Origin of the sequence: Methanoregula formicica SMSP, assembly GCF_000327485.1 — an archaeon.
In the GTDB taxonomy this organism is placed as follows: domain Archaea; phylum Halobacteriota; class Methanomicrobia; order Methanomicrobiales; family Methanospirillaceae; genus Methanoregula; species Methanoregula formicica.
Genome location: NC_019943.1, coordinates 2,562,901 through 2,584,024, shown reverse-complemented (window position 1 = coordinate 2,584,024; position 21,124 = coordinate 2,562,901). Strand labels below are relative to the sequence as shown.

The 21,124-nt window shown below is 56.1% G+C and carries 36 protein-coding genes; 34 read left to right on the top strand and 2 right to left on the bottom strand.

Going from position 1 to position 21,124, the window contains the following annotated elements; all coding sequences use genetic code 11:
* Positions 1–223 precede the first annotated feature (223 nt).
* The 30 genes from METFOR_RS12955 (at position 224) to METFOR_RS12810 (ending at position 17,364) form a co-directional block, all read left to right on the top strand.
* The gene (locus tag METFOR_RS12955; RefSeq protein ID WP_015286610.1) at positions 224–628 is read left to right on the top strand and encodes a Tfx family DNA-binding protein; all 405 of its coding nucleotides are present in this window, start codon (positions 224–226) and stop codon (positions 626–628) included.
* Between the two features lie 646 nt (positions 629–1,274).
* On the top strand, positions 1,275–2,288 hold the full coding sequence (locus tag METFOR_RS12950; protein ID WP_015286609.1) for a 50S ribosomal protein L3: 1,014 nt from the start codon (positions 1,275–1,277) through the stop codon (positions 2,286–2,288).
* A 6-nt stretch (positions 2,289–2,294) separates the two neighbouring features.
* Positions 2,295–3,041, top strand: coding sequence for a 50S ribosomal protein L4 (rpl4p, locus tag METFOR_RS12945; protein ID WP_015286608.1), 747 nt, complete (start codon positions 2,295–2,297; stop codon positions 3,039–3,041).
* Entirely contained in the window at positions 3,042–3,290 is a 249-nt protein-coding gene (locus METFOR_RS12940) for a 50S ribosomal protein L23 (RefSeq protein WP_015286607.1), read from the top strand.
* A 10-nt stretch (positions 3,291–3,300) separates the two neighbouring features.
* The gene (locus tag METFOR_RS12935) at positions 3,301–4,017 is read left to right on the top strand and encodes a 50S ribosomal protein L2 (RefSeq protein ID WP_015286606.1); all 717 of its coding nucleotides are present in this window, start codon (positions 3,301–3,303) and stop codon (positions 4,015–4,017) included.
* Between the two features lie 7 nt (positions 4,018–4,024).
* Positions 4,025–4,444, top strand: coding sequence for a 30S ribosomal protein S19 (locus METFOR_RS12930; protein WP_015286605.1), 420 nt, complete (start codon positions 4,025–4,027; stop codon positions 4,442–4,444).
* Between the two features lie 5 nt (positions 4,445–4,449).
* On the top strand, positions 4,450–4,914 hold the full coding sequence (locus METFOR_RS12925) for a 50S ribosomal protein L22 (protein ID WP_048111413.1): 465 nt from the start codon (positions 4,450–4,452) through the stop codon (positions 4,912–4,914).
* Positions 4,915–5,610 (top strand): 30S ribosomal protein S3, encoded by a 696-nt coding sequence (locus METFOR_RS12920; RefSeq protein ID WP_015286603.1) that lies wholly within the window; start codon positions 4,915–4,917, stop codon positions 5,608–5,610.
* On the top strand, positions 5,610–5,813 hold the full coding sequence (gene rpmC / locus METFOR_RS12915) for a 50S ribosomal protein L29 (RefSeq protein WP_015286602.1): 204 nt from the start codon (positions 5,610–5,612) through the stop codon (positions 5,811–5,813). Before METFOR_RS12920 ends, rpmC begins: the two co-directional genes overlap by 1 nt.
* Complete coding sequence (locus tag METFOR_RS12910) at positions 5,810–6,094, top strand: ribonuclease P protein component 1 (protein WP_015286601.1); 285 nt, start codon at positions 5,810–5,812, stop codon at positions 6,092–6,094. The genes rpmC and METFOR_RS12910 overlap by 4 nt, the downstream gene beginning before the upstream one ends.
* Positions 6,094–6,420 (top strand): 30S ribosomal protein S17, encoded by a 327-nt coding sequence (locus tag METFOR_RS12905; RefSeq protein WP_015286600.1) that lies wholly within the window; start codon positions 6,094–6,096, stop codon positions 6,418–6,420. The genes METFOR_RS12910 and METFOR_RS12905 overlap by 1 nt, the downstream gene beginning before the upstream one ends.
* Positions 6,417–6,815, top strand: coding sequence for a 50S ribosomal protein L14 (locus tag METFOR_RS12900; protein ID WP_015286599.1), 399 nt, complete (start codon positions 6,417–6,419; stop codon positions 6,813–6,815). Before METFOR_RS12905 ends, METFOR_RS12900 begins: the two co-directional genes overlap by 4 nt.
* An 11-nt stretch (positions 6,816–6,826) precedes the next feature.
* The gene (rplX, locus tag METFOR_RS12895) at positions 6,827–7,189 is read left to right on the top strand and encodes a 50S ribosomal protein L24 (protein ID WP_015286598.1); all 363 of its coding nucleotides are present in this window, start codon (positions 6,827–6,829) and stop codon (positions 7,187–7,189) included.
* 3 nt (positions 7,190–7,192) lie between these two features.
* On the top strand, positions 7,193–7,918 hold the full coding sequence (locus METFOR_RS12890) for a 30S ribosomal protein S4e (RefSeq protein WP_015286597.1): 726 nt from the start codon (positions 7,193–7,195) through the stop codon (positions 7,916–7,918).
* Positions 7,915–8,421: a 50S ribosomal protein L5 gene (locus tag METFOR_RS12885; protein ID WP_015286596.1), complete on the top strand. Its 507-nt coding sequence runs from the start codon at positions 7,915–7,917 to the stop codon at positions 8,419–8,421. The genes METFOR_RS12890 and METFOR_RS12885 overlap by 4 nt, the downstream gene beginning before the upstream one ends.
* Positions 8,421–8,576, top strand: coding sequence for a 30S ribosomal protein S14 (locus METFOR_RS12880; protein WP_015286595.1), 156 nt, complete (start codon positions 8,421–8,423; stop codon positions 8,574–8,576). Before METFOR_RS12885 ends, METFOR_RS12880 begins: the two co-directional genes overlap by 1 nt.
* A 14-nt stretch (positions 8,577–8,590) precedes the next feature.
* On the top strand, positions 8,591–8,983 hold the full coding sequence (locus METFOR_RS12875) for a 30S ribosomal protein S8 (RefSeq protein ID WP_015286594.1): 393 nt from the start codon (positions 8,591–8,593) through the stop codon (positions 8,981–8,983).
* A gap of 10 nt (positions 8,984–8,993) precedes the next feature.
* Positions 8,994–9,518 carry a 50S ribosomal protein L6 gene (locus METFOR_RS12870; RefSeq protein ID WP_015286593.1) on the top strand — a complete coding sequence of 175 codons (525 nt, stop codon included), beginning with the start codon at positions 8,994–8,996 and terminating at the stop codon, positions 9,516–9,518.
* A gap of 5 nt (positions 9,519–9,523) precedes the next feature.
* Positions 9,524–10,222: a 50S ribosomal protein L32e gene (locus METFOR_RS12865; protein WP_015286592.1), complete on the top strand. Its 699-nt coding sequence runs from the start codon at positions 9,524–9,526 to the stop codon at positions 10,220–10,222.
* Positions 10,215–10,667 (top strand): 50S ribosomal protein L19e, encoded by a 453-nt coding sequence (locus tag METFOR_RS12860; protein WP_015286591.1) that lies wholly within the window; start codon positions 10,215–10,217, stop codon positions 10,665–10,667. The genes METFOR_RS12865 and METFOR_RS12860 overlap by 8 nt, the downstream gene beginning before the upstream one ends.
* Before the next feature lies 1 nt (position 10,668).
* Positions 10,669–11,193 carry a 50S ribosomal protein L18 gene (locus METFOR_RS12855; protein WP_015286590.1) on the top strand — a complete coding sequence of 175 codons (525 nt, stop codon included), beginning with the start codon at positions 10,669–10,671 and terminating at the stop codon, positions 11,191–11,193.
* Between the two features lies 1 nt (position 11,194).
* Entirely contained in the window at positions 11,195–11,812 is a 618-nt protein-coding gene (locus tag METFOR_RS12850; protein ID WP_015286589.1) for a 30S ribosomal protein S5, read from the top strand.
* Entirely contained in the window at positions 11,813–12,274 is a 462-nt protein-coding gene (locus METFOR_RS12845) for a 50S ribosomal protein L30 (RefSeq protein WP_015286588.1), read from the top strand.
* Between the two features lie 5 nt (positions 12,275–12,279).
* Entirely contained in the window at positions 12,280–12,711 is a 432-nt protein-coding gene (locus METFOR_RS12840) for a large ribosomal subunit protein uL15 (RefSeq protein ID WP_015286587.1), read from the top strand.
* A gap of 25 nt (positions 12,712–12,736) precedes the next feature.
* Positions 12,737–14,170, top strand: a complete 1,434-nt coding sequence (gene secY, locus METFOR_RS12835; RefSeq protein WP_015286586.1) for a preprotein translocase subunit SecY — start codon at positions 12,737–12,739, stop codon at positions 14,168–14,170.
* 22 nt (positions 14,171–14,192) lie between these two features.
* Positions 14,193–14,765, top strand: a complete 573-nt coding sequence (locus METFOR_RS12830) for an adenylate kinase (RefSeq protein WP_015286585.1) — start codon at positions 14,193–14,195, stop codon at positions 14,763–14,765.
* Positions 14,766–14,769: 4 nt separating this feature from the next.
* Positions 14,770–15,381, top strand: coding sequence for a DUF106 domain-containing protein (locus METFOR_RS12825; protein ID WP_048110996.1), 612 nt, complete (start codon positions 14,770–14,772; stop codon positions 15,379–15,381).
* Positions 15,381–15,917: a (d)CMP kinase gene (gene cmk / locus METFOR_RS12820; RefSeq protein WP_015286583.1), complete on the top strand. Its 537-nt coding sequence runs from the start codon at positions 15,381–15,383 to the stop codon at positions 15,915–15,917. The genes METFOR_RS12825 and cmk overlap by 1 nt, the downstream gene beginning before the upstream one ends.
* Before the next feature lie 119 nt (positions 15,918–16,036).
* Entirely contained in the window at positions 16,037–16,468 is a 432-nt protein-coding gene (locus METFOR_RS12815; RefSeq protein WP_015286582.1) for a GNAT family N-acetyltransferase, read from the top strand.
* Positions 16,468–17,364: a DUF2156 domain-containing protein gene (locus METFOR_RS12810; RefSeq protein WP_015286581.1), complete on the top strand. Its 897-nt coding sequence runs from the start codon at positions 16,468–16,470 to the stop codon at positions 17,362–17,364. Before METFOR_RS12815 ends, METFOR_RS12810 begins: the two co-directional genes overlap by 1 nt.
* Positions 17,365–17,388: 24 nt before the next feature.
* Here METFOR_RS12810 and METFOR_RS12805 read toward each other — a convergent pair whose 3' ends face one another.
* Positions 17,389–17,979: a MarC family protein gene (locus tag METFOR_RS12805; protein WP_015286580.1), complete on the bottom strand. Its 591-nt coding sequence runs from the start codon at positions 17,977–17,979 to the stop codon at positions 17,389–17,391.
* Positions 17,980–18,161: 182 nt separating this feature from the next.
* On the opposite strand from METFOR_RS12805, the gene METFOR_RS16160 reads away from it, so the two are divergent.
* The 4 genes from METFOR_RS16160 (at position 18,162) to METFOR_RS12785 (ending at position 20,942) form a co-directional block, all read left to right on the top strand.
* On the top strand, positions 18,162–18,785 hold the full coding sequence (locus METFOR_RS16160; protein WP_015286579.1) for a rubredoxin: 624 nt from the start codon (positions 18,162–18,164) through the stop codon (positions 18,783–18,785).
* A 150-nt stretch (positions 18,786–18,935) separates the two neighbouring features.
* Positions 18,936–19,391, top strand: a complete 456-nt coding sequence (locus METFOR_RS12795; protein WP_015286578.1) for a hypothetical protein — start codon at positions 18,936–18,938, stop codon at positions 19,389–19,391.
* Between the two features lie 109 nt (positions 19,392–19,500).
* The gene (locus METFOR_RS14715) at positions 19,501–20,196 is read left to right on the top strand and encodes a hypothetical protein (protein WP_015286577.1); all 696 of its coding nucleotides are present in this window, start codon (positions 19,501–19,503) and stop codon (positions 20,194–20,196) included.
* 119 nt (positions 20,197–20,315) lie between these two features.
* Entirely contained in the window at positions 20,316–20,942 is a 627-nt protein-coding gene (locus tag METFOR_RS12785; RefSeq protein ID WP_148277692.1) for a tetratricopeptide repeat protein, read from the top strand.
* On the opposite strand, the gene METFOR_RS15675 is transcribed toward METFOR_RS12785, so the two are convergent.
* Entirely contained in the window at positions 20,911–21,123 is a 213-nt protein-coding gene (locus tag METFOR_RS15675) for a hypothetical protein (RefSeq protein ID WP_158491389.1), read from the bottom strand. The genes METFOR_RS12785 and METFOR_RS15675 overlap by 32 nt on opposite strands.
* Position 21,124: the final 1 nt, after the last annotated feature.

Below are 21,124 nucleotides of genomic sequence, written 5' to 3'. Positions count from 1 at the left end.
TTTTCATAGGGCATGCTAAAAAATGATGCGCGGGAGGTATTCCTGATATCAGTGATGTTGCTTCCCTGGGAAGTTTTCAGGAGTGATATAAATTCCCCCATACATTGATCCAATTACCGACAGAGTGTCAGGTGGGTCTCCTCTGGAGAGCGTCGCCCACCCTGTCCTGAAGAACATGAAAGTTAACGAAAAGTGTTTAAGTCCGGGTTGTAAAGGTCTTACTATGAAGGACGGACTGCTTACTGAACGCCAGATGGAGGTACTCAGATACCGCAAGCAGGGGCTGACCCAGCAGCAGATCGCTGACATCATCTCAACTTCGAAGGCCAATGTCTGCACGATCGAGAAAAGTGCGATGGAGAATATCCGCCGCGCAAAGGAGACGCTTGAATTCCTCTACACCCTTGATGCTACGCATCTCTGTACCATCCCGTCCGGCACCGATCTTTTCAATGTCCCGTCAATCATTTTCGGGGAGGCCGAGAAGATCAATATCAAAGTAAAATACGATACCATCTCCCTGATCAACCGGCTGCGTGAATCGCGGGCACAGGCATGCAAGGCTCGGGTGGTCTGTGAAGATATCATCGTTTACATAACCGACCAGGGAGAGTTATATTTCGGGTAACAACACGTGACACGTTTGTCTTCGATTTTTCCCCTCTCCTGAAATGCTGGCATATATTTATATGCTATTTTCTACAATAATTATGGAAGCCGATATGAGGTTATCCTCTCCGGAACAGCACATGCCTCCGACGGAGGTATGCCCGAATCCGGGAACGGCGGGACCATACATCCGGACACTGGAGCGACGGTCCTGCCGTGGGAGAACCCCGATTGGTGGATCCCCGTATAACAACGGGGGTATCCCGAGAAGGAGTTGTGATTCGTCACAACAGGCTGACAGAGTGGGTCTGATCAGGCGCATGGGCGAACGTTCGTGCAACGAGCCCCTTCTTCGTGCGGACTAATGTCCGCGTGAAGATGCGCCATTGTCAGGATCTTCTTTCGCGAGACAGGAATACCGGTGCACACCGGTCCAGCGGTGGGAGTAATCTCATACGCACATCCCCGAAACGATGAACCAGTCTGCGGTCGGCAGTGTAATGTATCCCTACCGGATCCTCTGCACTGCCTGTCGCGACTGCCTTTCATCTCCGTCGCGTGTTGGCATCTGTAACCTGCAAAGGTTTCAGAAGAGTCTCGGATGAATCTCTCAAACGTGTCGCAATGAGAACAACCTACACGCAAAAGTCAGGATGGATTAATACATGCCAAAAATTAACAGACCACGCCGTGGCTCTCTTGCATTCAGCCCGAGAAAGCGCGCAAAGAGCCACATCCCGAAATACCAGTCGTGGCCCTCAGTCGAGGGAGCACCGATCCTCCAGGGATTTGCCGGATATAAAGTGGGTATGACGCACGTTGTCATGGTGGACGACCACAAGAGCAGCCCGACCGAGGGCAAGGAGATCATGGTTCCCGTCACAGTCATCGAAGTCCCCGCTATGAAAGTAGCAGCGATCCGCGCCTACAGCAAGGACACCTACGGCAAACACGCGTTCACCGAACTCTGGGCAGAACAGCTCGATGGCGTCCTTGGGCGCCGGATCAACCTGCCCAAGGAATACGACCGGGATGCAGCTGTAAAGAAATTCTCGGATGCCGTTGCCGCAGGTACGGTTGCCGAAATCTATGCACTTGCCTATACCCAGCCGGCATCAATGTCTGGTGTACCGAAGAAAGTCCCCGACCTCATGGAGATCAAGGTCGGCGGTGCAGACATCAAGAAGCTCTTCGAGTTTGCCCAGGGACTCCTCGGGAAGGAAGTCGGGTTAAGCAATGTCATCCAGACCGGTGCCTATGCAGACATTACGGCAATTACCACCGGTAAGGGTACCCAGGGCGCAGTCAAGCGCTGGGGTGTTGCACTACGCAAACGCAAGCACGCGGTCGGCGGTAAGAAGCGCCATGTCGGTACTCTTGGACCCTGGAACCCCCACCACATCCGCTGGGAAGTCCCGCAGATCGGTCAGCTGGGATACCAGCAGCGCACGGAGTTCAACAAGCGTATCCTCAAGGTCAGCGAGAATGCAAGCGAGATTACTCCCGCCGGTGGATTCCTCCACTACGGTGTGCTCAAGAACCCGTACGTGCTTGTCAAGGGATCCATCCCCGGCCCGGTCAAGCGGCTGATCCGTATCAGGCCCGCAATCCGCCAGGGTGAACATGTCGTCAGGATGCCGACAATCCAGTTCGTGAGCGTCCAGAGCAAGCAGGGATGATCAGAGATGAAAGCACAGGTTAAGTCAATTGATGGCGGTGTCGCAAAGGACATCGAACTCCCGGCAATCTTTTCCGAGGATTACCGCCCCGATCTGATCAAGAAAGCGGTCATGGCGCTCCAGAGCACCCGCAGGCAGCCCCACGGGACGTACCCGTATGCAGGCATCTGCTCGTCAGCAGTCGGCTGGGGTAGCGGTCGCGGCTCATCCCATGTTCCCCGTATCAGAAACGGGTCCCGCGCAGCAAAGGTCCCGCAGGCAAAAGGCGGGCGTGAAGCACACCCCCCGAAGGTTGAGAAGGTCTTAACGAAGGAGATCAACCAGAAGGAGAAACAGAAGGCATTCCGGTCAGCGGTTGCTGCAAGCATCAGCGCCGAGCTCCTCAAGAGCAGGGGACATGTCTTTGAAGGCGCAGTCCCGGTAGTTTTCGAGGACAAGTTCGAGACCCTTGCCCAGACCAAGGATGTCATCTCCGCGCTCACCGCAATCGGTGTCTACAATGACATTGAGCGGGCAAAGGACAGCAGGAAAGTCAAGGCAGGGAGAGGCAAGATGCGTGGCCGCCGGTTCAAGCAGAGGAAGAGCCTCCTGATTGTCACCGCAGACAAGCCACTCACGGCAGCACGGAACCTCTCCGGTGTTGATGTTGTGACCGTTGACCAGCTGAATGTCGAGCACCTCGCACCCGGCATGCAGGCAGGCCGCCTGACGGTCTGGACCGAGGCTGCACTGACACGCTTGGAGGGAAGGTAAATGACCCTCAAGTACCCGTTTGTCACGGAAAAGGCGATGGTCCTCCTCGAGAACCAGAGCAAGCTCCAGTTCCTTGTCACCCGCGAGGCGACCAAGGACGACGTCAAGCGCGAGATCGAGAAGTCCTTTGGCCAGAAGGTCAGGAGCGTTCGGACGCTCATGAACACCCACGGCCAGAAGAAGGCAATCGTGAGCTTTGAGAACGAGAAAGCCGCCGAGGAGATCCTCAGCCGGCTCGGTATAATGTAAGGTGGGAATCATGGGACATCGAATCACCACACAAGCCCGCGGAAGGGGAGGCCCGACATACCGTGCACCATCCCACCGTTACAAGGCTGAACTGAAGCACATTGGCGATGACACGCAGAAGATCACCGGCACAGTCATCGACATCGAGCACGATCCGGCACGGAACGCGCCGATCGCCCTCGTAAAGCTCGATGACGGAAAGAAGGTCTACATGCTCGTTACTGAAGGTCTCGGCCTTGGCGACGTTGTGACTTGGGCCGCAGCCGGCGAAATCCGGAACGGCAACACGTTCACGCTCGGGAACATCCCGACCGGTACCTACATCTGCAACATCGAGGCACGCCCGAACGATGGCGGCAAGTTCGTCCGTTCCACGGGTGTACAGGCCGTTGTTGTCGACAAGGCCGAAGACCGCGTCGGCATACGGATGCCCAGCGGCAAGACGAAGTGGTTCAATGCACGTTGCCGTGCAACCATCGGCATTGTAGCCGGTGGCGGCCGTGTCGAGAAGCCGTTCGTCAAGGCAGGGAATAAGTACCACAAGATGCACAACACCGCAGCCAACTGGCCACGCGTCCGTGGTGTCGCAATGAACGTCATCGACCACCCGTTCGGTGGCGGTGGACACCAGCACCCCGGCCGCCCGAAGACCATCGCTCGCGGTACATCCCCCGGAAGGACTGTCGGACACGTTGCAGCACGCAAGACAGGTAAGAGCAGGAAGTGATGGGTAAATGGCAGCACCAAAGAAGACTCAGAAAAGAATGCCAAGACGGCGTGAGGAGTTCACCTATCGCGGCTACAAGATCGACGAGCTCAAGGCGATGGGGATCTCTGAACTCCTCCCCCTGATGCCCGCCCGTCCGCGCCGCAAGATTACCCGCGGGTTCTCCCGCGGTGAAGAAACGCTCCTCGCGAAGATCCGCGATGGTGACGAGAAGATCCGGACACACCTCCGCGAAATGATCGTCATGCCCGAGATGATCGGGAAAACCATCGAGATCTACAATGGCAAGGAGTTTGTCAAGGTAGAGTTCCAGCCGGAGTCGGTTTTCCGCTACATCGGGGAATTCGCCCTGACGAGGAAGAGGGTTACTCACGGAAGCGCCGGTATCGGTGCAACCAGAGGCAGCAAGTATGTTCCGCTGAAGTGATGGTCATGGCACGCATTGATTATTCCAATAAAACCAAGGGCGACAATGTTGCGCGGGCCAAGGCCAATGAGCTGAACATGTCTCCCAAGCACTCGATCGAGATTGCCGGGTTCATCCGGAACAAGAAGGTCAACGACGCGATCGCGTACCTGAACGATGTTGTCAAACTGAAGAAGGCCGTGCCGTTCCGGTACTTCAACCGGAACGTTGCGCACAAGCGCGGTCTTCCCGGTAACTGGGATGCAGGACGCTACCCGGTCAAGGCATCGAAGGAATATATCCGGCTCCTTGAATCGGTCAAGAAGAATGCCGAATATATCGGTCTTGACGCAGAAAACCTCGAGATCATCCACGCATCCGCAAACCGCGGCCGTGCCCAGAAGGCATACTTCCCGCGGGCAATGGGCCGGGCAACCCCCAAGGTCCGCGAGTCCGTGAACATCGAGATCATCGTCCGCGAGGTGGCATAAATGGCAGTAGAGAGAAAGTTCATCGCCGAGGGTGTCAGGAAAGCCCGTGTCGAGAAGTACCTGTCCAAGGAACTGAAACGTGCCGGCTACGGCGGTATGGATATCGCCCGCACCCCCCTTGGGACGCAGGTAACAATCTTTGCCGAGAAGCCTGGTATCGTCATCGGTAAGGGCGGTAAGCTGGTCCACCAGCTCACCCAGGACCTTGCCCAGAACTACGGTGTCGAATCCCCGCAGATCGAGGTCCAGCAGGTCAACAATCCCAGCTTCAATGCCCAGATCATGGCGGAAAGGCTGGCCAATGCCCTCGAACGCGGCTGGTACTTCCGGAAGGCCGGAACCAGCATCCTGCGTCGGGTCATGGACTCTGGTGCACTCGGATGCGAAGTCGTCATTGCCGGCAAACTCACCGGTGCCCGTGCCCGTACCCAGAAGTTCACCGAAGGGTACATCAAGCACTGCGGTGAGCCGAGCAACACGATTGTCGAGAAAGGCTACGCAGTGGCAGTTAAGAAACTCGGTGTTATCGGCGTGCAGGTCAAGCTGGTCCCGGCAGGTGCAAAACTGCCCGACCACTTCTCTGTTGTCGAACAGGAGAAGAAGCGACCGGTGCAGAATGCCAGTGTGACTCCCGTCAGCGATACTGACGTGGAAGAGCCGGCACTTCCCGACGAGGAATTCGCGGAGGAACAGTAATGGCATTATTCAGGGCCAAGGACGTGAAGCAGTTCTCTGATGTGGAACTGCAGGAAAATATGGACAAGCTCCGGATGGATCTCGTCCAGCACTACGGCAAGGTCAGTGCCGGTGGTGCGACCGAGAACCCCGGTCACATCCGCGAACTCCGGCGCACCATTGCCCGCATGATGACCGAGCAGAACCGCAGGAGAACTGCATGATCACTCCCCAGAATGTCCTCCGTCATGAACTGATCGGGATGGACATTCTGGTATCAGGAGCTGCAAATCCAGACCAGAGAGGACTTTCCGGTCGCGTCATCGATGAGACAAGGAACCTGCTCGTGATCGAGACCCCAAATGGGGTCCGGCGCATACCCAAGATGCACAGCATCTTCCGGGTGCGCCTTCCCGGCAGGGAAACTGTTGAGATAGACGGGTCCGTGATGGTTCTGGCTCCTGAGAAGAGGATCAACCTGCACGAAAAGAAGAGGATACCATAATGGCACTTAACATTGGATTGGACGTCCAGGCACCAAAAGCGGAATGCAAGGACGTTAATTGTCCGTTTCACGGCACTTTACCGGTGCGCGGCCAGGTGATCACCGGTAAAGTCGTGAGCGACCGCATGATGGGGACGGTCGTAGTTGCACGGAACTACATGCACTACGTCCGCAAATACAAGCGGTATGAAAAGCGAAGCTCGAAGCTCCATGCCCACAACCCTGCCTGTATCGGGGCAAAGGTTGGGGACATGGTGAAGATTGCCGAATGCAGGCCGCTCTCGAAGAGCACGACATTCGTCGTTGTGGAGGTGCAGAAGCCATGAAGGCAAAGCAGTCCAAAACCCCGAGGTCGCTCGCGACCGGGACAAGGCTTGCCTGTGCCGACAATACCGGTGCAAGAACCGTCCAGATCATCTCGGTCTTCGGCTACCACGGGGTCAGGCGCCGCCAGCCCAAGCTGGGTCTTGGCGATCTCTGTACAGCCAGCGTCCAGAAAGGCACGCCCGACATGCGCCGGAAACTGGTGCGTGCGGTTGTCATCCGCGCAAAGAAGGAGATGCGCAGGCCCAGCGGCTTACGGGTTTCATTCGATGACAACGCAGTCGTAGTTGTTGATGAAAAGAACGAGCCGAAGGGGACCGAGATCAAGGGACCGGTAGCCCGCGAAGTTGCGGAGCGCTTCCCGAAGCTCGGCTCCATGGCAACAATCATTGTCTGAAGGTGTGCACGATGGCAAGAATTGCAAGCGAACAGCCAAGAAAACAGAGGAAGGCACGCTACACAGCACCCTCCCACGTGAGGACCAAGTTCCTCAATGCACCCCTTTCAGATGCACTGAAAGAGCAGTACAAGAAGAAGACGCTGCGCGTCATCAAGGGGGACACCGTCAAAGTGACCCGTGGTGACTTTGCGGGAAGCGAAGGCGTTGTTGACGGAGTGGACACGGCAAAATCAAAGATCATCGTCCACGGTGTTTCATCAACAAAGGCAGACGGGACCGAAGTCCCCCGGGCAATCGACCCCTCCAACGTCCAGCTGACCAAGCTCAAGCTTGATGACAAGCGCCGCGTTGCAAAACTCGGGGAGGCCTAAACCATGTCAGATCACCTGAAGCGACTCAACGCACCGGAATCCTGGCACATTGCCAAGAAGGCCAACAAGTTCATCACCAAGACCGCACCCGGTCCGCACAACGCGAACGCGATGCCAATTGCCGTCTGGCTCCGTGACCACATGAAGCTCGCACGGAACATGAAAGAGGTCAAGCAGATCCTCGGCCAGAAGGATGTCATTGTCAACGGGCGGCCCTGCCGCGACCCCAAGATGGGTATCGGTATCTTCGATATCATCGCACTGCCGAAGATCAACAAGTATTACCGTATCCTGCGCGACAGGGATGGCCGGCATGTCTCGGTCGAGATCGACGCAGAAGCAGCAAAGACCCGCCTGTGCAAGGTTAAAAACAAGACCACGATTGCCGGTGGCAAGGTCCAACTGAACCTCCGCGATGGTGCGAACATCCTTGCAGATAACACCTACAAGTCAGGGGATTCCGTTGTCGTCTCGCTTGAACCCGAAAACCGGTTCAAGATTGTCGACCACTTCCCCTTCGTTGTCGGTAACATGGCGATGATTATCGGGGGTAAGCACTCCGGAAATGTCGCACGGATTGTCGACATCGTCAAGATGCCCGGCTCTGTCCCGAACAAGATCATCCTCCAGGACGAGAAGACCGGAACAAAGTTCGACACAATTGCACCCTACATCTACATGGTGGGAAAACAGATGCCCGCGATAGCGAAATGGGGGCATGAAGAATGACCTCAATGCGCGATATCTACATCGACAAGGTCGTTGTCCACATGGGTGTCGGCGAGGCCGGCGATAAGCTCGTTAAAGCCGAGAACATCATGAAGGCAATCACGAAGCAGACCCCGATCCGGAGCATTGCCAAGAAAACCCAGCCGGCATTTTCCGTAAGGAAAGGCCAGCCTATCGGTTGCAAGGTCACCCTCCGTGGCCAGCCCGCCCGGGATTTTATCGCAACGGCACTCACCATTGTCCAGAAGACGATCTTTGAGAGCCAGTTCGACAAGAGCGGCAATTTCTCATTCGGTATCGAGGAGCACACGGACTTCCCCGGACAGTCCTACGATCCCCAGATCGGTATTTACGGCATGGATGTCAACGTCGTGCTCGAACGCAGAGGCATACGGATCACCCGCAGGCGGATGGAGCAGAAGAAACTCCCGGCAAAGCAGCGTGTCAGCAAGCAGGATGCGATCGCGTTCCTCAAGGAAAAATACCAGGCAGAGGTGCGCTAATGGCTGGAGAAAGGAAGAAAGTCTACGGTCGCGGTGCAAACGAGTGCAAGATGTGCGGCCGCAAGCAGGGACTGGTACGCAGGTACCACATCATGTTCTGCAGGCAGTGCTTCCGTGAGTGGGCCCAGAAGATGGGCTTCAAGAAGATGAGCTGAGGAGTTGAGCAGGAATGACACGACTTAACACAATTGCAGACGGCATGTGTGCCCTGAAGAATGCAGGTGACACCGGCAAGGCAGTCTGCATCATCGAACCCGCAAGCAAGCTCCTCGGCGCGATGCTCCGCATTATGCAGGACGCCGGGTATATCGGCGGCTTCGAGTTCGTCGAGGATGGCAGGGGCGGACAGCTCAAGGTCACCCTCAACGGCAGGATCAACCGCTGCGGTGCGATCACCCCGCGGTTCTCTGTCCAGCTGGACGAGATGGAATACTGGGAGAAGCAGTATCTCCCCGGCAAGAACTTCGGTCTCCTGATGCTCTCGACCTCCCGTGGCGTTATGTCCCACGAGCAGGCCAGGAAAGAGGGCATCGGTGGCGAACTGCTCGGGTATGTATACTAGAGGTGTGACGATGACAGCAGTACGTAAGGTAAAAATCCCCGGCGGCGTCAAGGCACAGCTCGAAGGTACCCGGCTTAAGGTCGAAGGTCCCAAGGGACAACTGGCCCGGAATGTCCGTTTCCCTCAGGTCACGGTAACCTGTGACGGAAAGGAAGTCACCATCTCCACGGAATCCAGGAGAAAAGAGATCACTTCGATGGTAGGCACCCTTGAGGCGCACACCAAGAACATGATCCACGGCGTCACTGAGGGTTTTGAGTACCGCATGAAAGTGGTCTACAGCCACTTCCCCATCCAGCTCAAGGTTCAGGGCAACAAGCTCGAGATCGCAAACTTCCTTGGTGAAAAGAAGGCACGGTATGCCCGCATCGAGACGGGTGTCACGGCAAAGGTTGCAAACGATGAGGTCGTCCTCACCGGTATCGATCGCGAACTGGTCGGCAACTCCGCAGCCAACATCGAGCATGCGACCCACATCCGCGACCGCGACCCGCGTGTGTTCCAGGATGGCATCTATATGGTCCAGAGGGGCTGAAGTCAATGGCAACAGAAGTGAAACGGTTAATCCGGGTACGCGTTGAGAAGGGTGCACGCTTCAAGCGCGACGGATACGGCAAGAAACGCCAGCTCTCCGATTCATGGAGAAAGCCCCGCGGCCAGCACAACAAGCAGAGGGAGCAGAAGAAGGCAAAGGGTGCCCTGCCCAAGCCGGGATTCGGGAGCCCTGTGGCCGTACGCGGCATGCACCCGAGCGGATTTTTTGAGGTGCTTGTCTCCTCGGTAAAGGAACTCGAGGGGCTCGACTCCAAGACCCAGGCGGTCAGGATCTCTGCAACCGTCGGCGACAAAAAACGCGTTGCCCTTCAGGAAGCAGCACTTGCTGCCGGCCTTAAGGTGCTCAACGCCCGCACGGTGAAGGCCAAGGCAAAGAAGGCACCGGCCAAGAAGGAAGAAGCCAAGGGCGAGGGCAAGCAGAAGAAAGAAGAGAAGAAGCCCGCAGCATCCAAGGCAAAGGCTCCTGCAAAGAAGGAAGTTAAGAAGGAGAAGCCGGCACCCAAGGCTGAAGAGAAGAAGGCACCGGCAAAGAAAGCAGCAGCAAAGCCCAAGGCAGAGGAGAAGGCAGCACCGGCAAAGAAGCCTGCTGCAAAGCCCAAGGCAGAAAAACCTGCCGGGGCAAAGCCCGAGAAGAAGGCACCTGCCAAGAAGCCTGCAAAGTCCGGGGTGAAGAAGAATGAGTGACGTTGCAAGCCAGAAACGCGTTGCAGCGGCGATCCTGAAGTGCGGTGTCAACCGCGTCTGGTTCGACCCGGCCCGCATCTCTGACATCGAGAACGCCATCTCGCGCGAGGACTTAAAGGGCCTCATCACCGAGGGTGTCATCAAGGCTCGCCAGAAGAAAGGCGTCAGCCGCGGCCGTGCACGCGCACGGATCGCCCAGCGGTCCTACGGCCACCGGAAAGGCGCAGGCAGGAGAAAGGGTGCAGCGGGAGCCCGCAATCCCAGCAAGACCGCATGGGTCCAGAAGATCCGCGCGATCAGGAAAGTGCTCGTTGAACTCCGCGCAGCCGGTACAATCGACCGGCACATGTACCGCATCCTTTACCGGAAAGCGGCTGGCGGACAGTTCAGGAGCGTTGCGCACATGAAGGCGCAGATGGAGATCCTCGCAGGGAGGATGAAGTAACATGGCAACAGGATCACGGTATTTTGTCCCCTTCCGGAGACGGCGGGAAGGCAAAACCGATTACTACCAGCGGACGCGGCTTGTCGTCGCAGACGTACCCCGGATGGTCGTCAGGAAGACAAACCGGCACATCATTGTGCAGCTTGTCACGGCTGAGATGGACGGCGACCGTACCCTCGTAGCTGCAAACTCGAAAGAACTCGAGCAATACGGATACAAGGGATCGACATCGAACACCCCCGCGGCATACCTCACGGGCATGCTCTTTGCCGTCAAGGCAAAGAAGGCCCAACAGGACAGCGCGATTCTCGACATCGGGCTCAACCGCGCAACTCCGGGTGCCCGCGTCTTTGCAGCCCTGAAGGGTGCTGTGGACGCCGGCCTCGATATCCCCTACGGCGAGGATATCCTCCCTTCGGAAGACCGCCTCAAGGGTGCGCACATCGCGGCATACAATAAGAATGCCGGTGACATTGTCAAGATCGTCGAGCAGGTGGCAGCAGCCATAAAGAAGGAGATGGCATAACATGGCATACGAACGAGAAGAATGGCAGCCGGTCACCGGTCTTGGCAAGCTCGTTGCCGCAGGTGAGATAAAAAGCATCGACCAGGTCCTTGAGAGCGGAAGGCCCATCAAGGAACCCCAGATCGTCGACTATTTCCTCCCTGATCTCGAGGACCAGGTCCTCGACATCTCCATGATGCAGCGTATGACCGACTCGGGCCGCCGTGTCCAGTTCCGCGCCGTTGTCATTGTCGGAAACCGCAACGGGTACATCGGCTTTGGCCAGGGCAAGGACGTCCAGGTCGGCGATGCCATCAAGAAGGCGATTGTCAAGGCAAAGATGAACCTTGTCAAGGTCCGCCGTGGCTGTGGCAGCTGGGAATGCGGCTGCAATGCAACCCATTCAATCCCAATGCAGGTCACCGGGGTTGCCGGCAGCGTCAAGGTCACCCTCAAGCCCGCACCACAGGGCATCGGGCTTGTCACCGGTGACATCAGCAAGAAGGTGCTCGAACTCGCCGGCATCAAGGATGCCTGGACCTTTGCACGCGGACAGACCCGCACAACCATCAACTTTGCAAAGGCCACCTTCAATGCACTCAGGGCCACCAATATGATCCGGACCGGGAGGGTAGAGTAAATGTACGCGGTCGTTCAGGTCCGCGGCGTGGTGAAGACCCGCCAGGATATCAAGAACACCTTGAAGATGCTCCGCCTGCACCACATCAACCACTGTGTCCTTATTCCGGATACCCCCGAGAATCTCGGCATGATCCGGAAAGTCAAGGACTACGTGGCCTTCGGCGAAGTGGATGCAACAACGGTCGAGACTCTCCTCCAGACCCGGGGCAGGGTCATCGGCGATGCACCGCTCACGGACGAGTACGTCAAGTCCAACTCGACCTATGGCGGCATTGCAGACTTCGCAAAGGCACTTGCCAGCGGTGAGACAAAGCTGCGCGACATGCCGGGCTTAAAGCCCGTGCTGCGCCTGCACCCTCCGCGCAAGGGATACAAGACCACCAAACGTACCTTCCCCCAGGGAGGAGCGCTTGGCTATTATGGGCAGGAGATCAATACTCTCCTCTATAAGATGAGGTGAAAAGGATGCCAACCAACAAGCGTTCAAAATTCCGCGGCTCGCGGACATGCGGTGGCGGCACTCACAAGAACCGGCGCGGCGCAGGAAACCGCGGAGGCCGGGGGCGTGCCGGCATCAACGCCCACCATTTTGTCAAGTGGTACAAGGAGATGGGAGGCCCGGTGTTTGGCAAGGACGGCTTCTGCAACCAGACTTCTGTTGACGTGACTACCATTGATGTCGGCGCGCTGGACCAGATCGTCCCCTCGCTCCTTGCGCAGGGAATCGCCAAAAAGGAAGGGGATGCGATCGTGATCAACACCGCTGATTTGGGGATTGAGAAAGTCCTTGGCAGTGGCAGGGTCACGCAGAAGATCAACGTCTCCGCAACGGCCTTCTCTGAAATTGCGAAAGCAAAGATTGAAAAGATGGGCGGGAAAGCCCAGGTTGTAGAATAACACAATAGTATTTTTTGGTGAAACCATGGGAGACCTGCTGGATCGAATGGAACCCCTGCTCGCTGCGATGCCCGCAGTCAAGAGCCCGGAGGGCCACGTCCATTTCAAAAACAAACTGATCTGGACTGTGGGAATCTTAGTCCTGTATTTTGTCCTCACGAACATCCCGGTCTTCGGACTGTCCCCGGACAGTGCGGACCTTCTCGCTGCCTACCGTGCACTCCTCGCCGGGGCAAGCGGTTCGATCGTCCACCTCGGTATCGGGCCGATCGTCACGGCATCCATCGTGCTCCAGCTCTTAAAAGGTGCAGATATCCTGCACATCGACACGAGCGATACGCGCGGACAGGTCATGTACATGGGTCTGCAGAAGATGCTCATCATGGTCATGATCGTCATCGAGGCCGCCCCGAATATCATCGGGGGGTTCATGCAGCCCGATGCGATCATCGCAAACCAGTTCTTCGGCGGCAACCTCTTTGCGGTATCCCTGCTCATCTTCCTCCAGATATGTATCGGCGGCGTCCTCATCTTCCTCATGGATGAAGTGGTGACCAAATGGGGTATCGGTTCCGGTGTTGGTCTCTTCATCATTGCCGGTATCTCCCAGGCGCTCGTCAATGGTTTCATCAGCTGGGCCAGCATCCAGGACCAGTACCCGGTCGGTTTCTTCCCCCGGCTTGTTGCCATCGGCCTTGATGGCGGGAATTACCTTGCCTATTTCGGCTCCGATATGCTCGCCTTCGTCACCACCATCGCTATCTTCCTTGTCATCGTGTACGTGGAATCCACCCGGATCGAGATCCCGCTGGCCCACGCACAGATCCGTGGAGCACGCGCACGGTTCCCGGTAAAACTCATCTATGCGAGCGTCCTGCCGATGATCCTCGTGATGGTGCTCCTTGCAAACATCCAGATGCTGGGCATGTTCCTCTCGAATGTGGGGATAACGACGCTCGGGACATTCAGCGGATCCACCCCGCAGGACGGTATCATGTACTTCCTTGCCCCGATCAACGGGCCGGCCGACTGGATGTGGTGGACAACGGATCTCGGCCACGCCCCATGGGAGGTGCTATTACGTCTTGGCATCAATATCACATTCATGGTGGTCGGAGGGGCAGTCTTCGCGCTCTTCTGGATCAAGACTGCCGGGCTTGACAGCAAAGATGTCGCCCGCCAGATCCAGATGTCCGGTATGTCCATCCCCGGCTACCGCCGGAACCCGCAGGTACTCGAGAAGTACCTTGACCGGTACATCCCCCGCGTGACGATCATTGGTGGCGTCTTCATCGGTTTGCTCAGTGTCGTGGCAAACCTCTTTGGTGTCATCGGTTCGGTCAGCGGGACTGGTCTGTTGCTTACGGTCAGTATCACCTACCGTCTCTATGAAGAGATAGCAAGCCAGCAGATCATGGAGATGTACCCGTTCATGCGGACATTCTTTGGAAAAGAGTGATTCAACAAGGAAAGGGACAAGGATGGAAGGAAAGAAGGTTATCATCACTGGTGTTCCCGGCGTCGGGAAGACCACGGTCGTCAACGAGGCACTAAAGAAACTCAAAAGTGAGGGCATCGAGTACCAGTCCCTCAACTTCGGCACCTTCATGTTCGAGGTTGCAAAGGCGGACAACATTGTCAAGGACCGGGACCAGATGCGCACGCTGGACCGCGCAGTCCAGAAGCGGCTCCAGCAGCGGGCCGGGCAAGCCATTGCCAAGATCACGGGCAATGTCCTGATCGACACCCACGCATCAGTCAAGACGCCCAAGGGCTACCTTGCCGGGCTTCCTGAATGGGTCCTGCGCGAGATCATGCCCGATATCATTGTGCTTGTTGAGACCGATGATGACCAGATCCTTATGCGGAGGCTCACCGATGAGACGCGGTCCCGGGACAAGGAAGGGTCGCGCTCGATTGCAGAGCACCAGCAGTTCAACCGGTCGATTGCGGCGGCATACGCAATGCTGACGGGTTGTACTATCAGGATCATCACCAATGCGGATTTCCTGCTCGAACGTTCGGCGGCAGATCTGGCAGACGTTCTCCGGTGAATCCATGAATTTCAAAAAGTTCTGGGACGAGTACAGCCTCTGGATCACCTTCGGCTTCATGTTCCTCATGATGTGGGCCTACACGGTCGAGTGGCTCCGTGTCGGGGTTGGCCAGGCTATTGATACCCTGTTTGCCCCGCTCCTCACCACGTTCGGTATACCGTTTTATGTCCTGATCATCATCCTGTCGGCACTCACCGGTCTCTACTCTTCGATTGTCCAGAAATACACGATCGATTACGAGAAGATGACCGAGTCGCAGGAACGGATGAAGGAGTTCCAGAAGGAGTACCGCGAGGCAACGCTCTCCCAGGACGAGAAGAAGATCAAGAAACTGGATGCCAAGAAGGACCGGATGATGAAGGATCAGCTCGAACTGTCCCAGCAGCAGTTCAAGCCGATGACCTACATCCTCGTCCTCTCGGTCCCCATCTTCTTCTGGCTGCTCTACCGGCTCGCCCAGACCACAGCGACCATCACGATGCCCTATTTTGGCACCGTAGACCTGAATGCAGCAATCATCTGGATCATCCCTGCCTGGATTTTCTGGTACATGATCTGCTCCATCACGCTCTCGCAGGTCATCAGGAAAGCCCTGAATATCGGGGGACTCTGATGCGGATCACCGTGAGCGGGTTGCCCGGGAGCGGGACAACCTCACTCTCACGGTACCTTGCACAGCGCCACGGGTTTACCATGATCTCGGCGGGAGAGGTCTTCCGCCAGCTGGCAAAAGAGCACAACATGGAGCTTGCCCGGTTCGGGGACCTTGCGAGGAAGGACCCGAGCTATGACAAGATGATCGACGCGCGCCAGAAAGAGATCGCCGAGGCAAGCGACAATATCGTTGTCGAGGGAAGGCTCTCGGGCTGGATGATCGATAATGCCGACCTGAAGATCTGGATCTATGCACCCATCGGGTGCCGGATCAAGCGCATCGTCTTCCGCGATCAGGTTGCCGATGAAGAGACGGCAAAGAGCCTCACGCTGGAGCGCGAGCAGTGTGAAGCGGACCGGTACCGCTCCTATTACAATATCGATATTAACGATCTTTCGATCTATCATATCATCCTCAATTCCGAGCACTGGGATGTTGACGGTCTTGGCGCCATCATCGACACTGCTATCGCCCGGCAGAATCCGGGCAAGTAATACAAGATAAACGATCTTTTCTGCAATCTGTGCACCCGCCTGCCGGACAGGTGTTTTTTTCATGTCTGCATTCTCCAGAGAGTTTTTCTTGAAAAAGCACGGTAACTATACACGAAAGAATGACTGTACAGCGTGACGGTATTGTTGTCCGTCTCGTGGAAACCTGGGACCCGGACGAGATTGTTCATCTCTACCAAGCCGGCGGGTGGTGGAAGGATGACTTCGATCCTGCAACCCTGCCGGAGCTTATAAAGAAGAGTTTTGCCTTTGCCGTTGCCATCGACCAGCAGACCGGGCGGGCTGTTGGCATGGGGCGGGTCATATCGGATGGGATCTCTGACGGGTATATCCAGGATCTCGTTGTCCTCCCGGCCTGCCGGAACAGGGGAATCGGAAAAGAGATCGTTGCAACTCTGGTGCGGAAGTGCACAGAATCCGGGATCAGCTGGATCGGGCTTGTCGCAGAACCGGATACCGAGATGTTTTACCGGCCGTTAGGGTTCCATCGCATGGAGGGGCATGTTCCCCTGCTGTGGCAAGGGGGTCACTGATGCTCAGGCAGGATGACTTCCGGCCGGTCACCCTTGCAGACCGGGCGTTCTTCGAGAAGCATTATACCGTCTACCCGCAGCGCCACTCGGACAACACGTTCACGAACATGGTCTGCTGGAACCATTTCGCGGGCTATACCTTTGCGTACGTGGAGAAAAACCTCATCCTTGCAAGCACCATCGGCAGCGTGACTCGGTTCCGCTCCCCCATCGGCCCCCGGAACCCGGCACTCCTGCGATCCCTGATCCGGCTCGCGTCCGATGTCAGCGACAATGAACCGATTGTTTTGATCGATCCCGACACCGCCGTATGGATGCGTGAGGTCTGCCCGGGAATCAACCTTGTGCCCGACCGCAACCATTTCGAGTACGTGTACCGGGCAGCCGACCTTGCCGAGCTGCCCGGGGGAAATTACCTCACCATCCGTCGCCAGCTCAATAAGTTCCGGAAGAATTGTGCCAGCACGGTTGAACCGATCTCGGAGAACAACTGTGACGATATAAAGCGGTTCCTGATCGAGTGGTGCGAATGGAAAGGCTGCGAGAGCGGGGACCCGGTCCTTGCAAACGAGAAAGAAGCCGTCTTTTTTGCAATCGACCACATGAAAGACCTCGCGCTCAGGGGACTTGCGATCCGTGTCTCATCGAAGATCGGGGCCATTTCCCTGTACGAACCCATGACGAGCGATACCGCTCTTGTGCATTTCGAGAAAGGGCTTCCCGATTGCGATGGCATCTACAAGGCAATCAACAGTGAAACCGCTGCACGTCTCGCGAAAAAATTTACCTATATCAACCGCGAGAGTGACCTTGGCGTGCCCGGCCTTCGCGAGGCAAAGCTGCGTTACCACCCGCACCACATGGTGGAAGTCTGTTCGATGAAACGCGACTCCTGACCGTCATCCGAAAAGAAGAATGAATTATATTCCTGCCAGTGTCAGGATGCCGGAGGTGATGAGGTTCACAGCGATTGCGGCAAGGAACATACCCAGTACTTTTCCCATGATGTCCGTGACAACCTCGCCAAGCACCCGCTGGATCAGTTCTGAATAATAGAGGATAATCCAGGTTGCAAGGAGCGCGAGCGTTATGGCGACAAAGGGGATGAGAAATCCGTAATCCTTCGAGAGGAGCATAACGGTTGTTATGGCTCCGGGCCCACACAGGAGGGGCGTCCCGATGACAACGCCTGCGGCACTTTTGGCATGTCCCTTGGAATGCCCCAGCTCGATGCCCAGGGCTTCCTGGATGCCGAGCAGGAAGAGGAGGATCCCTCCCGCGATCTGGAAGCTGGGGATACTGAGGCCGAGGATATCGAAGATGACCTGGTTGAAGACAAGGAAGAGGTACATCAGGCTGCCGGCAACCGCAACGGCGATGAATGCCTGCTTGTGGATCTCGGCCGGTGACTGCCCCCGTGTCATCGCCGCGAATATCGGTACCGAGAGGAGCGGATTTAAAATAATGAAGAGAGTCGCAAACGCGTAGAGGATGCCGGAGATATCGTCCATTGTGGCTCTTAGCTGAATAATACGCATTTCGTGCGGATAAACATGGATGGTCATCCTCGTCCACATGCCCGACGCTGGCGTGTTGCATCATCCATAATACATAATATCATAGCCTTCCATGTTCCAGTAAAGCGGCTCTGACTCCGGAAGACCGGCGGCAATGGCCGCACAGGTGAATGATTATGGCAAAGACCAGAAAGACTGGAATGAAAGGTGGTGTAAAGAAGGCCGCAAAGACCGTTGCAGCGAAAAGAAAAACCGCAGCCCGGGTGACAAAAAAACCTGTGGCCGCGAAAAAGACTCTGGTAAAGAAGACCACTGCCAAGACCGTCGCTGTGAAGAAGAAACCTGCCGAAAAACCGGGTAAGATGGTGGCGGCAAAGAAAACGCCCGTTGTGAAAAAATCCGCAAAAAAACCGGCAGCAAAGGGTATGACCCGGTACCGCTGCACGCTTTGCGGGTACATCTACTCACCGCTGATTGGAGAACCTCATAACGGCATTCCCCGGAATACACCGTTTGAAGACCTGCCGGACACGTATGTATGTCCAGTCTGCGGCCAGCAGGGAAAGGGAAAAATCGGGAAGTGGGGCTTTGAGGAATGGCGGCCCACGAGATACATCTGTTCCATGTGCAATTATGTCTATGACGAGAAGCGCGGAGAGCCGCACCGCGGGATAAAACCGGGGACAAAGTTCGAAGACCTGCCGGATGATTATGCTTGCCCGGTCTGTGCCCTCGACCCGAAGATCAGCGTCCAGTTTGGCAAGGTCCGAAAGAACGGCTTTGAAGCGCTGATGATCTGAACTCCCGAACCTTTTTTGTTGTCTGCCATCCGGTGTCTTCCTGTGATCCACTCCACCGGAAGAGTATCTTTCCAAAAAACGCACGAACTTATAATCTTAAACATCCATCCTTCATTGTAGAGACAACGACGGAACGTAAGGAGACGTCGGATGCAGACCATACAGGATCCCTCCATGTACCAGAAACGGCAGGCCCTGGCAGCCTTTCTCCATGTCGACCCGGAGGTTCTTCAGGAATCCAAAGGAAACCTCTACGGGTTCCGGGCGTTTTTCCACGGGAATGACGAGGCCTATCTTGTGCTCACTGATTCGGAAGCGACACGGGCTGCAGAGCATGCGGTATCGGAAAAACTCTGGCTGATCTGCCTTGAAACGCTCTTTGCCTATTTTGATATCGATGCCTACCCCTCGGATGTGCTGGGGAAGATGAAGACAAAGGAGATCCGCCGGGTCAACGAGGAGTTAAAAACCCTCATCTACAACACAACCGGCATGGATACCCTGCGACAGAAGATGCTATCCTACGGTAACAGGAAGAACCTTCTTGCCGATTACGACCAGGCCGAACATATCCAGGACGGCTACTTCATCTACCGGCTGTACTGATTCCCCGGCCCTCCTCTCGATCCTCTGGTGTCTGCACTTCCAGCACCGGCTCTGCCACCATTCCGCCAGGACAAATCTATAAACCTCTCCGCGGTTTACTTTGTTCTGTATGGCACCGATTACATCGTTTTCCCAAAACCCGGCCGCATGGGGCCGCCCCCTGCTCCTGCTCACGGTTCTCTGTGCCGTCTTTCTGATGCCCGTTGCGTCTGCGTACGGCTACAGCGAGGATTACGAGGGATATCTTGGTGAAACCATTGCACTGCACGGTGTTTCGTATAGCGGAGACACCATCTACCTGTTCATGACCGGTCCCGGTCTCCCGGCGAACGGAGCCCCCCTGACTGACCCGACCAAACGAGCCGACCAGGGATATAACACGATGGTTGGTCTTGCCAGCGATCAGACCTGGTCGTATAAATGGGACACGTCAAAACTCGAGCGCGAGATCGATCCCGGGACCTATCTTGTGTATGCGGTCAATGCACAGGCTGATGCCTCAAGTCTTGCAGGACACAGTTACCAGACGCTGAGCGTGTACCTCAAGGACGGCGCTCTCTCAAAAGACCGGGTCAGCACCGGAGCGAAGTATACACTCAACCTTCTGGATGATGATCCGACTGTTCTGACGACAGCAACCACCGTCCCGCCAACACCACCGGTAATAATAGCCCCTGAGACAACGGCTGTTACGACAAGCGTGCCACCTGCACCAGCTGCGACAAAGTCGTCCCTTGTCCCGCTCCTAGTGATCACAGCTATTGCAGCAGGGTGCCTGTATGCCCACTACCGGCAAAACCGGTAACTGCCTGAGTGGACTTGACCTTCACTACTAATTTCAAGGGATCATAACATCACGCACAAGCGGGAAGGAATGACCTGCAAGGTATTATTTACCCTCGTGTGAATGATACTATGAGCCATATGGACATACCGTCGGTTTTGGACAAGGCGCATCGTCAGATGAAAGTCGGGCGCTATGATGATGCGATCTCCCTGTATGATCAGGTCCTCGAGATCGACCAGAACAATACCACGGCCCTGGAGAACAAGGGCAGGATCTACTATGATCTCGGGCGGCACGAGGATGCAATTGCCTGTTATGACAAGGCAATCGTCATCAACCCCGGCCTGATCTCGGTCTGGTTCGAGAAAGGGTACACGCTCCGCAAGATACGCCGGTACGAAGAGTCCATCCAGTGCTTTGACCGGGCCCTTGCACTCGACCCCGGGTATACTTTTGCCATCGCCAATAAAGGATATTCTCTTAACGAGCTGGGAAGACACAAGGAAGCGATTACGTGTTTCGACGCCATTCTCGAGGAGAGCCCGAAAAATATCCGTGCCATGACCGGAAAGGGCATTGCCCTGCGGGAACTCGGGAAAAACGAGGAGGCCCTCGCATTTTTCGAGAAGGCGATCGGGCTCAACCCGATCAACTCCTTTGTCTGGTACAATAAGGCGATCGCCCTGCGTAACCTCGGGCGGCTGAAGGAAGCCGATGAGGCGATCCGGATTGTCAACCTCCCCCAGGGCCCGTGGAAGCGGTGAGACGGAAGGGCGAAAAGTAGTTCTCTTTTTTCAGGAGTTTTTTCAATATGTTGAAGCGCTGGCGAGGCCTCTCCACCACGAGGTCTGTGATATCTTGGAACTCGAAGAAATATCGTTGAGTAAGGTTCTTCGCAAGTCGAAGAACTGTTGCACAGTTCTTCTCCTGGTTCGGGTTCTTCAAA

Bases quoted from the DNA above. Each gene is read 5' to 3' on its own strand.
- METFOR_RS12830 (WP_015286585.1), top strand. From the start codon at position 14,193: ATGGAAGGAAAGAAGGTTATCATCACTGGTGTTCCCGGCGTCGGGAAG.
- METFOR_RS12845 (WP_015286588.1), top strand. From the start codon at position 11,813: ATGTACGCGGTCGTTCAGGTCCGCGGCGTGGTGAAGACCCGCCAGGAT.
- METFOR_RS12855 (WP_015286590.1), top strand. From the start codon at position 10,669: ATGGCAACAGGATCACGGTATTTTGTCCCCTTCCGGAGACGGCGGGAA.
- METFOR_RS12785 (WP_148277692.1), top strand. From the start codon at position 20,316: ATGGACATACCGTCGGTTTTGGACAAGGCGCATCGTCAGATGAAAGTC.
- METFOR_RS12865 (WP_015286592.1), top strand. From the start codon at position 9,524: ATGGCAACAGAAGTGAAACGGTTAATCCGGGTACGCGTTGAGAAGGGT.
- METFOR_RS12815 (WP_015286582.1), top strand. From the start codon at position 16,037: ATGACTGTACAGCGTGACGGTATTGTTGTCCGTCTCGTGGAAACCTGG.
- METFOR_RS12885 (WP_015286596.1), top strand. From the start codon at position 7,915: ATGACCTCAATGCGCGATATCTACATCGACAAGGTCGTTGTCCACATG.
- METFOR_RS12870 (WP_015286593.1), top strand. From the start codon at position 8,994: ATGACAGCAGTACGTAAGGTAAAAATCCCCGGCGGCGTCAAGGCACAG.
- METFOR_RS12900 (WP_015286599.1), top strand. From the start codon at position 6,417: ATGAAGGCAAAGCAGTCCAAAACCCCGAGGTCGCTCGCGACCGGGACA.
- METFOR_RS12880 (WP_015286595.1), top strand. From the start codon at position 8,421: ATGGCTGGAGAAAGGAAGAAAGTCTACGGTCGCGGTGCAAACGAGTGC.
- METFOR_RS12930 (WP_015286605.1), top strand. From the start codon at position 4,025: ATGGCAGCACCAAAGAAGACTCAGAAAAGAATGCCAAGACGGCGTGAG.
- METFOR_RS12825 (WP_048110996.1), top strand. From the start codon at position 14,770: ATGAATTTCAAAAAGTTCTGGGACGAGTACAGCCTCTGGATCACCTTC.
- METFOR_RS12950 (WP_015286609.1), top strand. From the start codon at position 1,275: ATGCCAAAAATTAACAGACCACGCCGTGGCTCTCTTGCATTCAGCCCG.
- METFOR_RS12860 (WP_015286591.1), top strand. From the start codon at position 10,215: ATGAGTGACGTTGCAAGCCAGAAACGCGTTGCAGCGGCGATCCTGAAG.
- METFOR_RS12875 (WP_015286594.1), top strand. From the start codon at position 8,591: ATGACACGACTTAACACAATTGCAGACGGCATGTGTGCCCTGAAGAAT.
- METFOR_RS12840 (WP_015286587.1), top strand. From the start codon at position 12,280: ATGCCAACCAACAAGCGTTCAAAATTCCGCGGCTCGCGGACATGCGGT.
- rplX (WP_015286598.1), top strand. From the start codon at position 6,827: ATGGCAAGAATTGCAAGCGAACAGCCAAGAAAACAGAGGAAGGCACGC.
- METFOR_RS12925 (WP_048111413.1), top strand. From the start codon at position 4,450: ATGGCACGCATTGATTATTCCAATAAAACCAAGGGCGACAATGTTGCG.
- METFOR_RS12795 (WP_015286578.1), top strand. From the start codon at position 18,936: ATGCAGACCATACAGGATCCCTCCATGTACCAGAAACGGCAGGCCCTG.
- METFOR_RS12940 (WP_015286607.1), top strand. From the start codon at position 3,042: ATGACCCTCAAGTACCCGTTTGTCACGGAAAAGGCGATGGTCCTCCTC.
- METFOR_RS12910 (WP_015286601.1), top strand. From the start codon at position 5,810: ATGATCACTCCCCAGAATGTCCTCCGTCATGAACTGATCGGGATGGAC.
- METFOR_RS14715 (WP_015286577.1), top strand. From the start codon at position 19,501: ATGGCACCGATTACATCGTTTTCCCAAAACCCGGCCGCATGGGGCCGC.
- METFOR_RS12920 (WP_015286603.1), top strand. From the start codon at position 4,915: ATGGCAGTAGAGAGAAAGTTCATCGCCGAGGGTGTCAGGAAAGCCCGT.
- METFOR_RS12810 (WP_015286581.1), top strand. From the start codon at position 16,468: ATGCTCAGGCAGGATGACTTCCGGCCGGTCACCCTTGCAGACCGGGCG.
- rpl4p (WP_015286608.1), top strand. From the start codon at position 2,295: ATGAAAGCACAGGTTAAGTCAATTGATGGCGGTGTCGCAAAGGACATC.
- METFOR_RS12890 (WP_015286597.1), top strand. From the start codon at position 7,193: ATGTCAGATCACCTGAAGCGACTCAACGCACCGGAATCCTGGCACATT.
- cmk (WP_015286583.1), top strand. From the start codon at position 15,381: ATGCGGATCACCGTGAGCGGGTTGCCCGGGAGCGGGACAACCTCACTC.
- METFOR_RS12935 (WP_015286606.1), top strand. From the start codon at position 3,301: ATGGGACATCGAATCACCACACAAGCCCGCGGAAGGGGAGGCCCGACA.
- rpmC (WP_015286602.1), top strand. From the start codon at position 5,610: ATGGCATTATTCAGGGCCAAGGACGTGAAGCAGTTCTCTGATGTGGAA.
- METFOR_RS12850 (WP_015286589.1), top strand. From the start codon at position 11,195: ATGGCATACGAACGAGAAGAATGGCAGCCGGTCACCGGTCTTGGCAAG.
- METFOR_RS12805 (WP_015286580.1), bottom strand. From the start codon at position 17,979: ATGGACGATATCTCCGGCATCCTCTACGCGTTTGCGACTCTCTTCATT.
- METFOR_RS12955 (WP_015286610.1), top strand. From the start codon at position 224: ATGAAGGACGGACTGCTTACTGAACGCCAGATGGAGGTACTCAGATAC.
- METFOR_RS12905 (WP_015286600.1), top strand. From the start codon at position 6,094: ATGGCACTTAACATTGGATTGGACGTCCAGGCACCAAAAGCGGAATGC.
- secY (WP_015286586.1), top strand. From the start codon at position 12,737: ATGGGAGACCTGCTGGATCGAATGGAACCCCTGCTCGCTGCGATGCCC.
- METFOR_RS16160 (WP_015286579.1), top strand. From the start codon at position 18,162: ATGGCAAAGACCAGAAAGACTGGAATGAAAGGTGGTGTAAAGAAGGCC.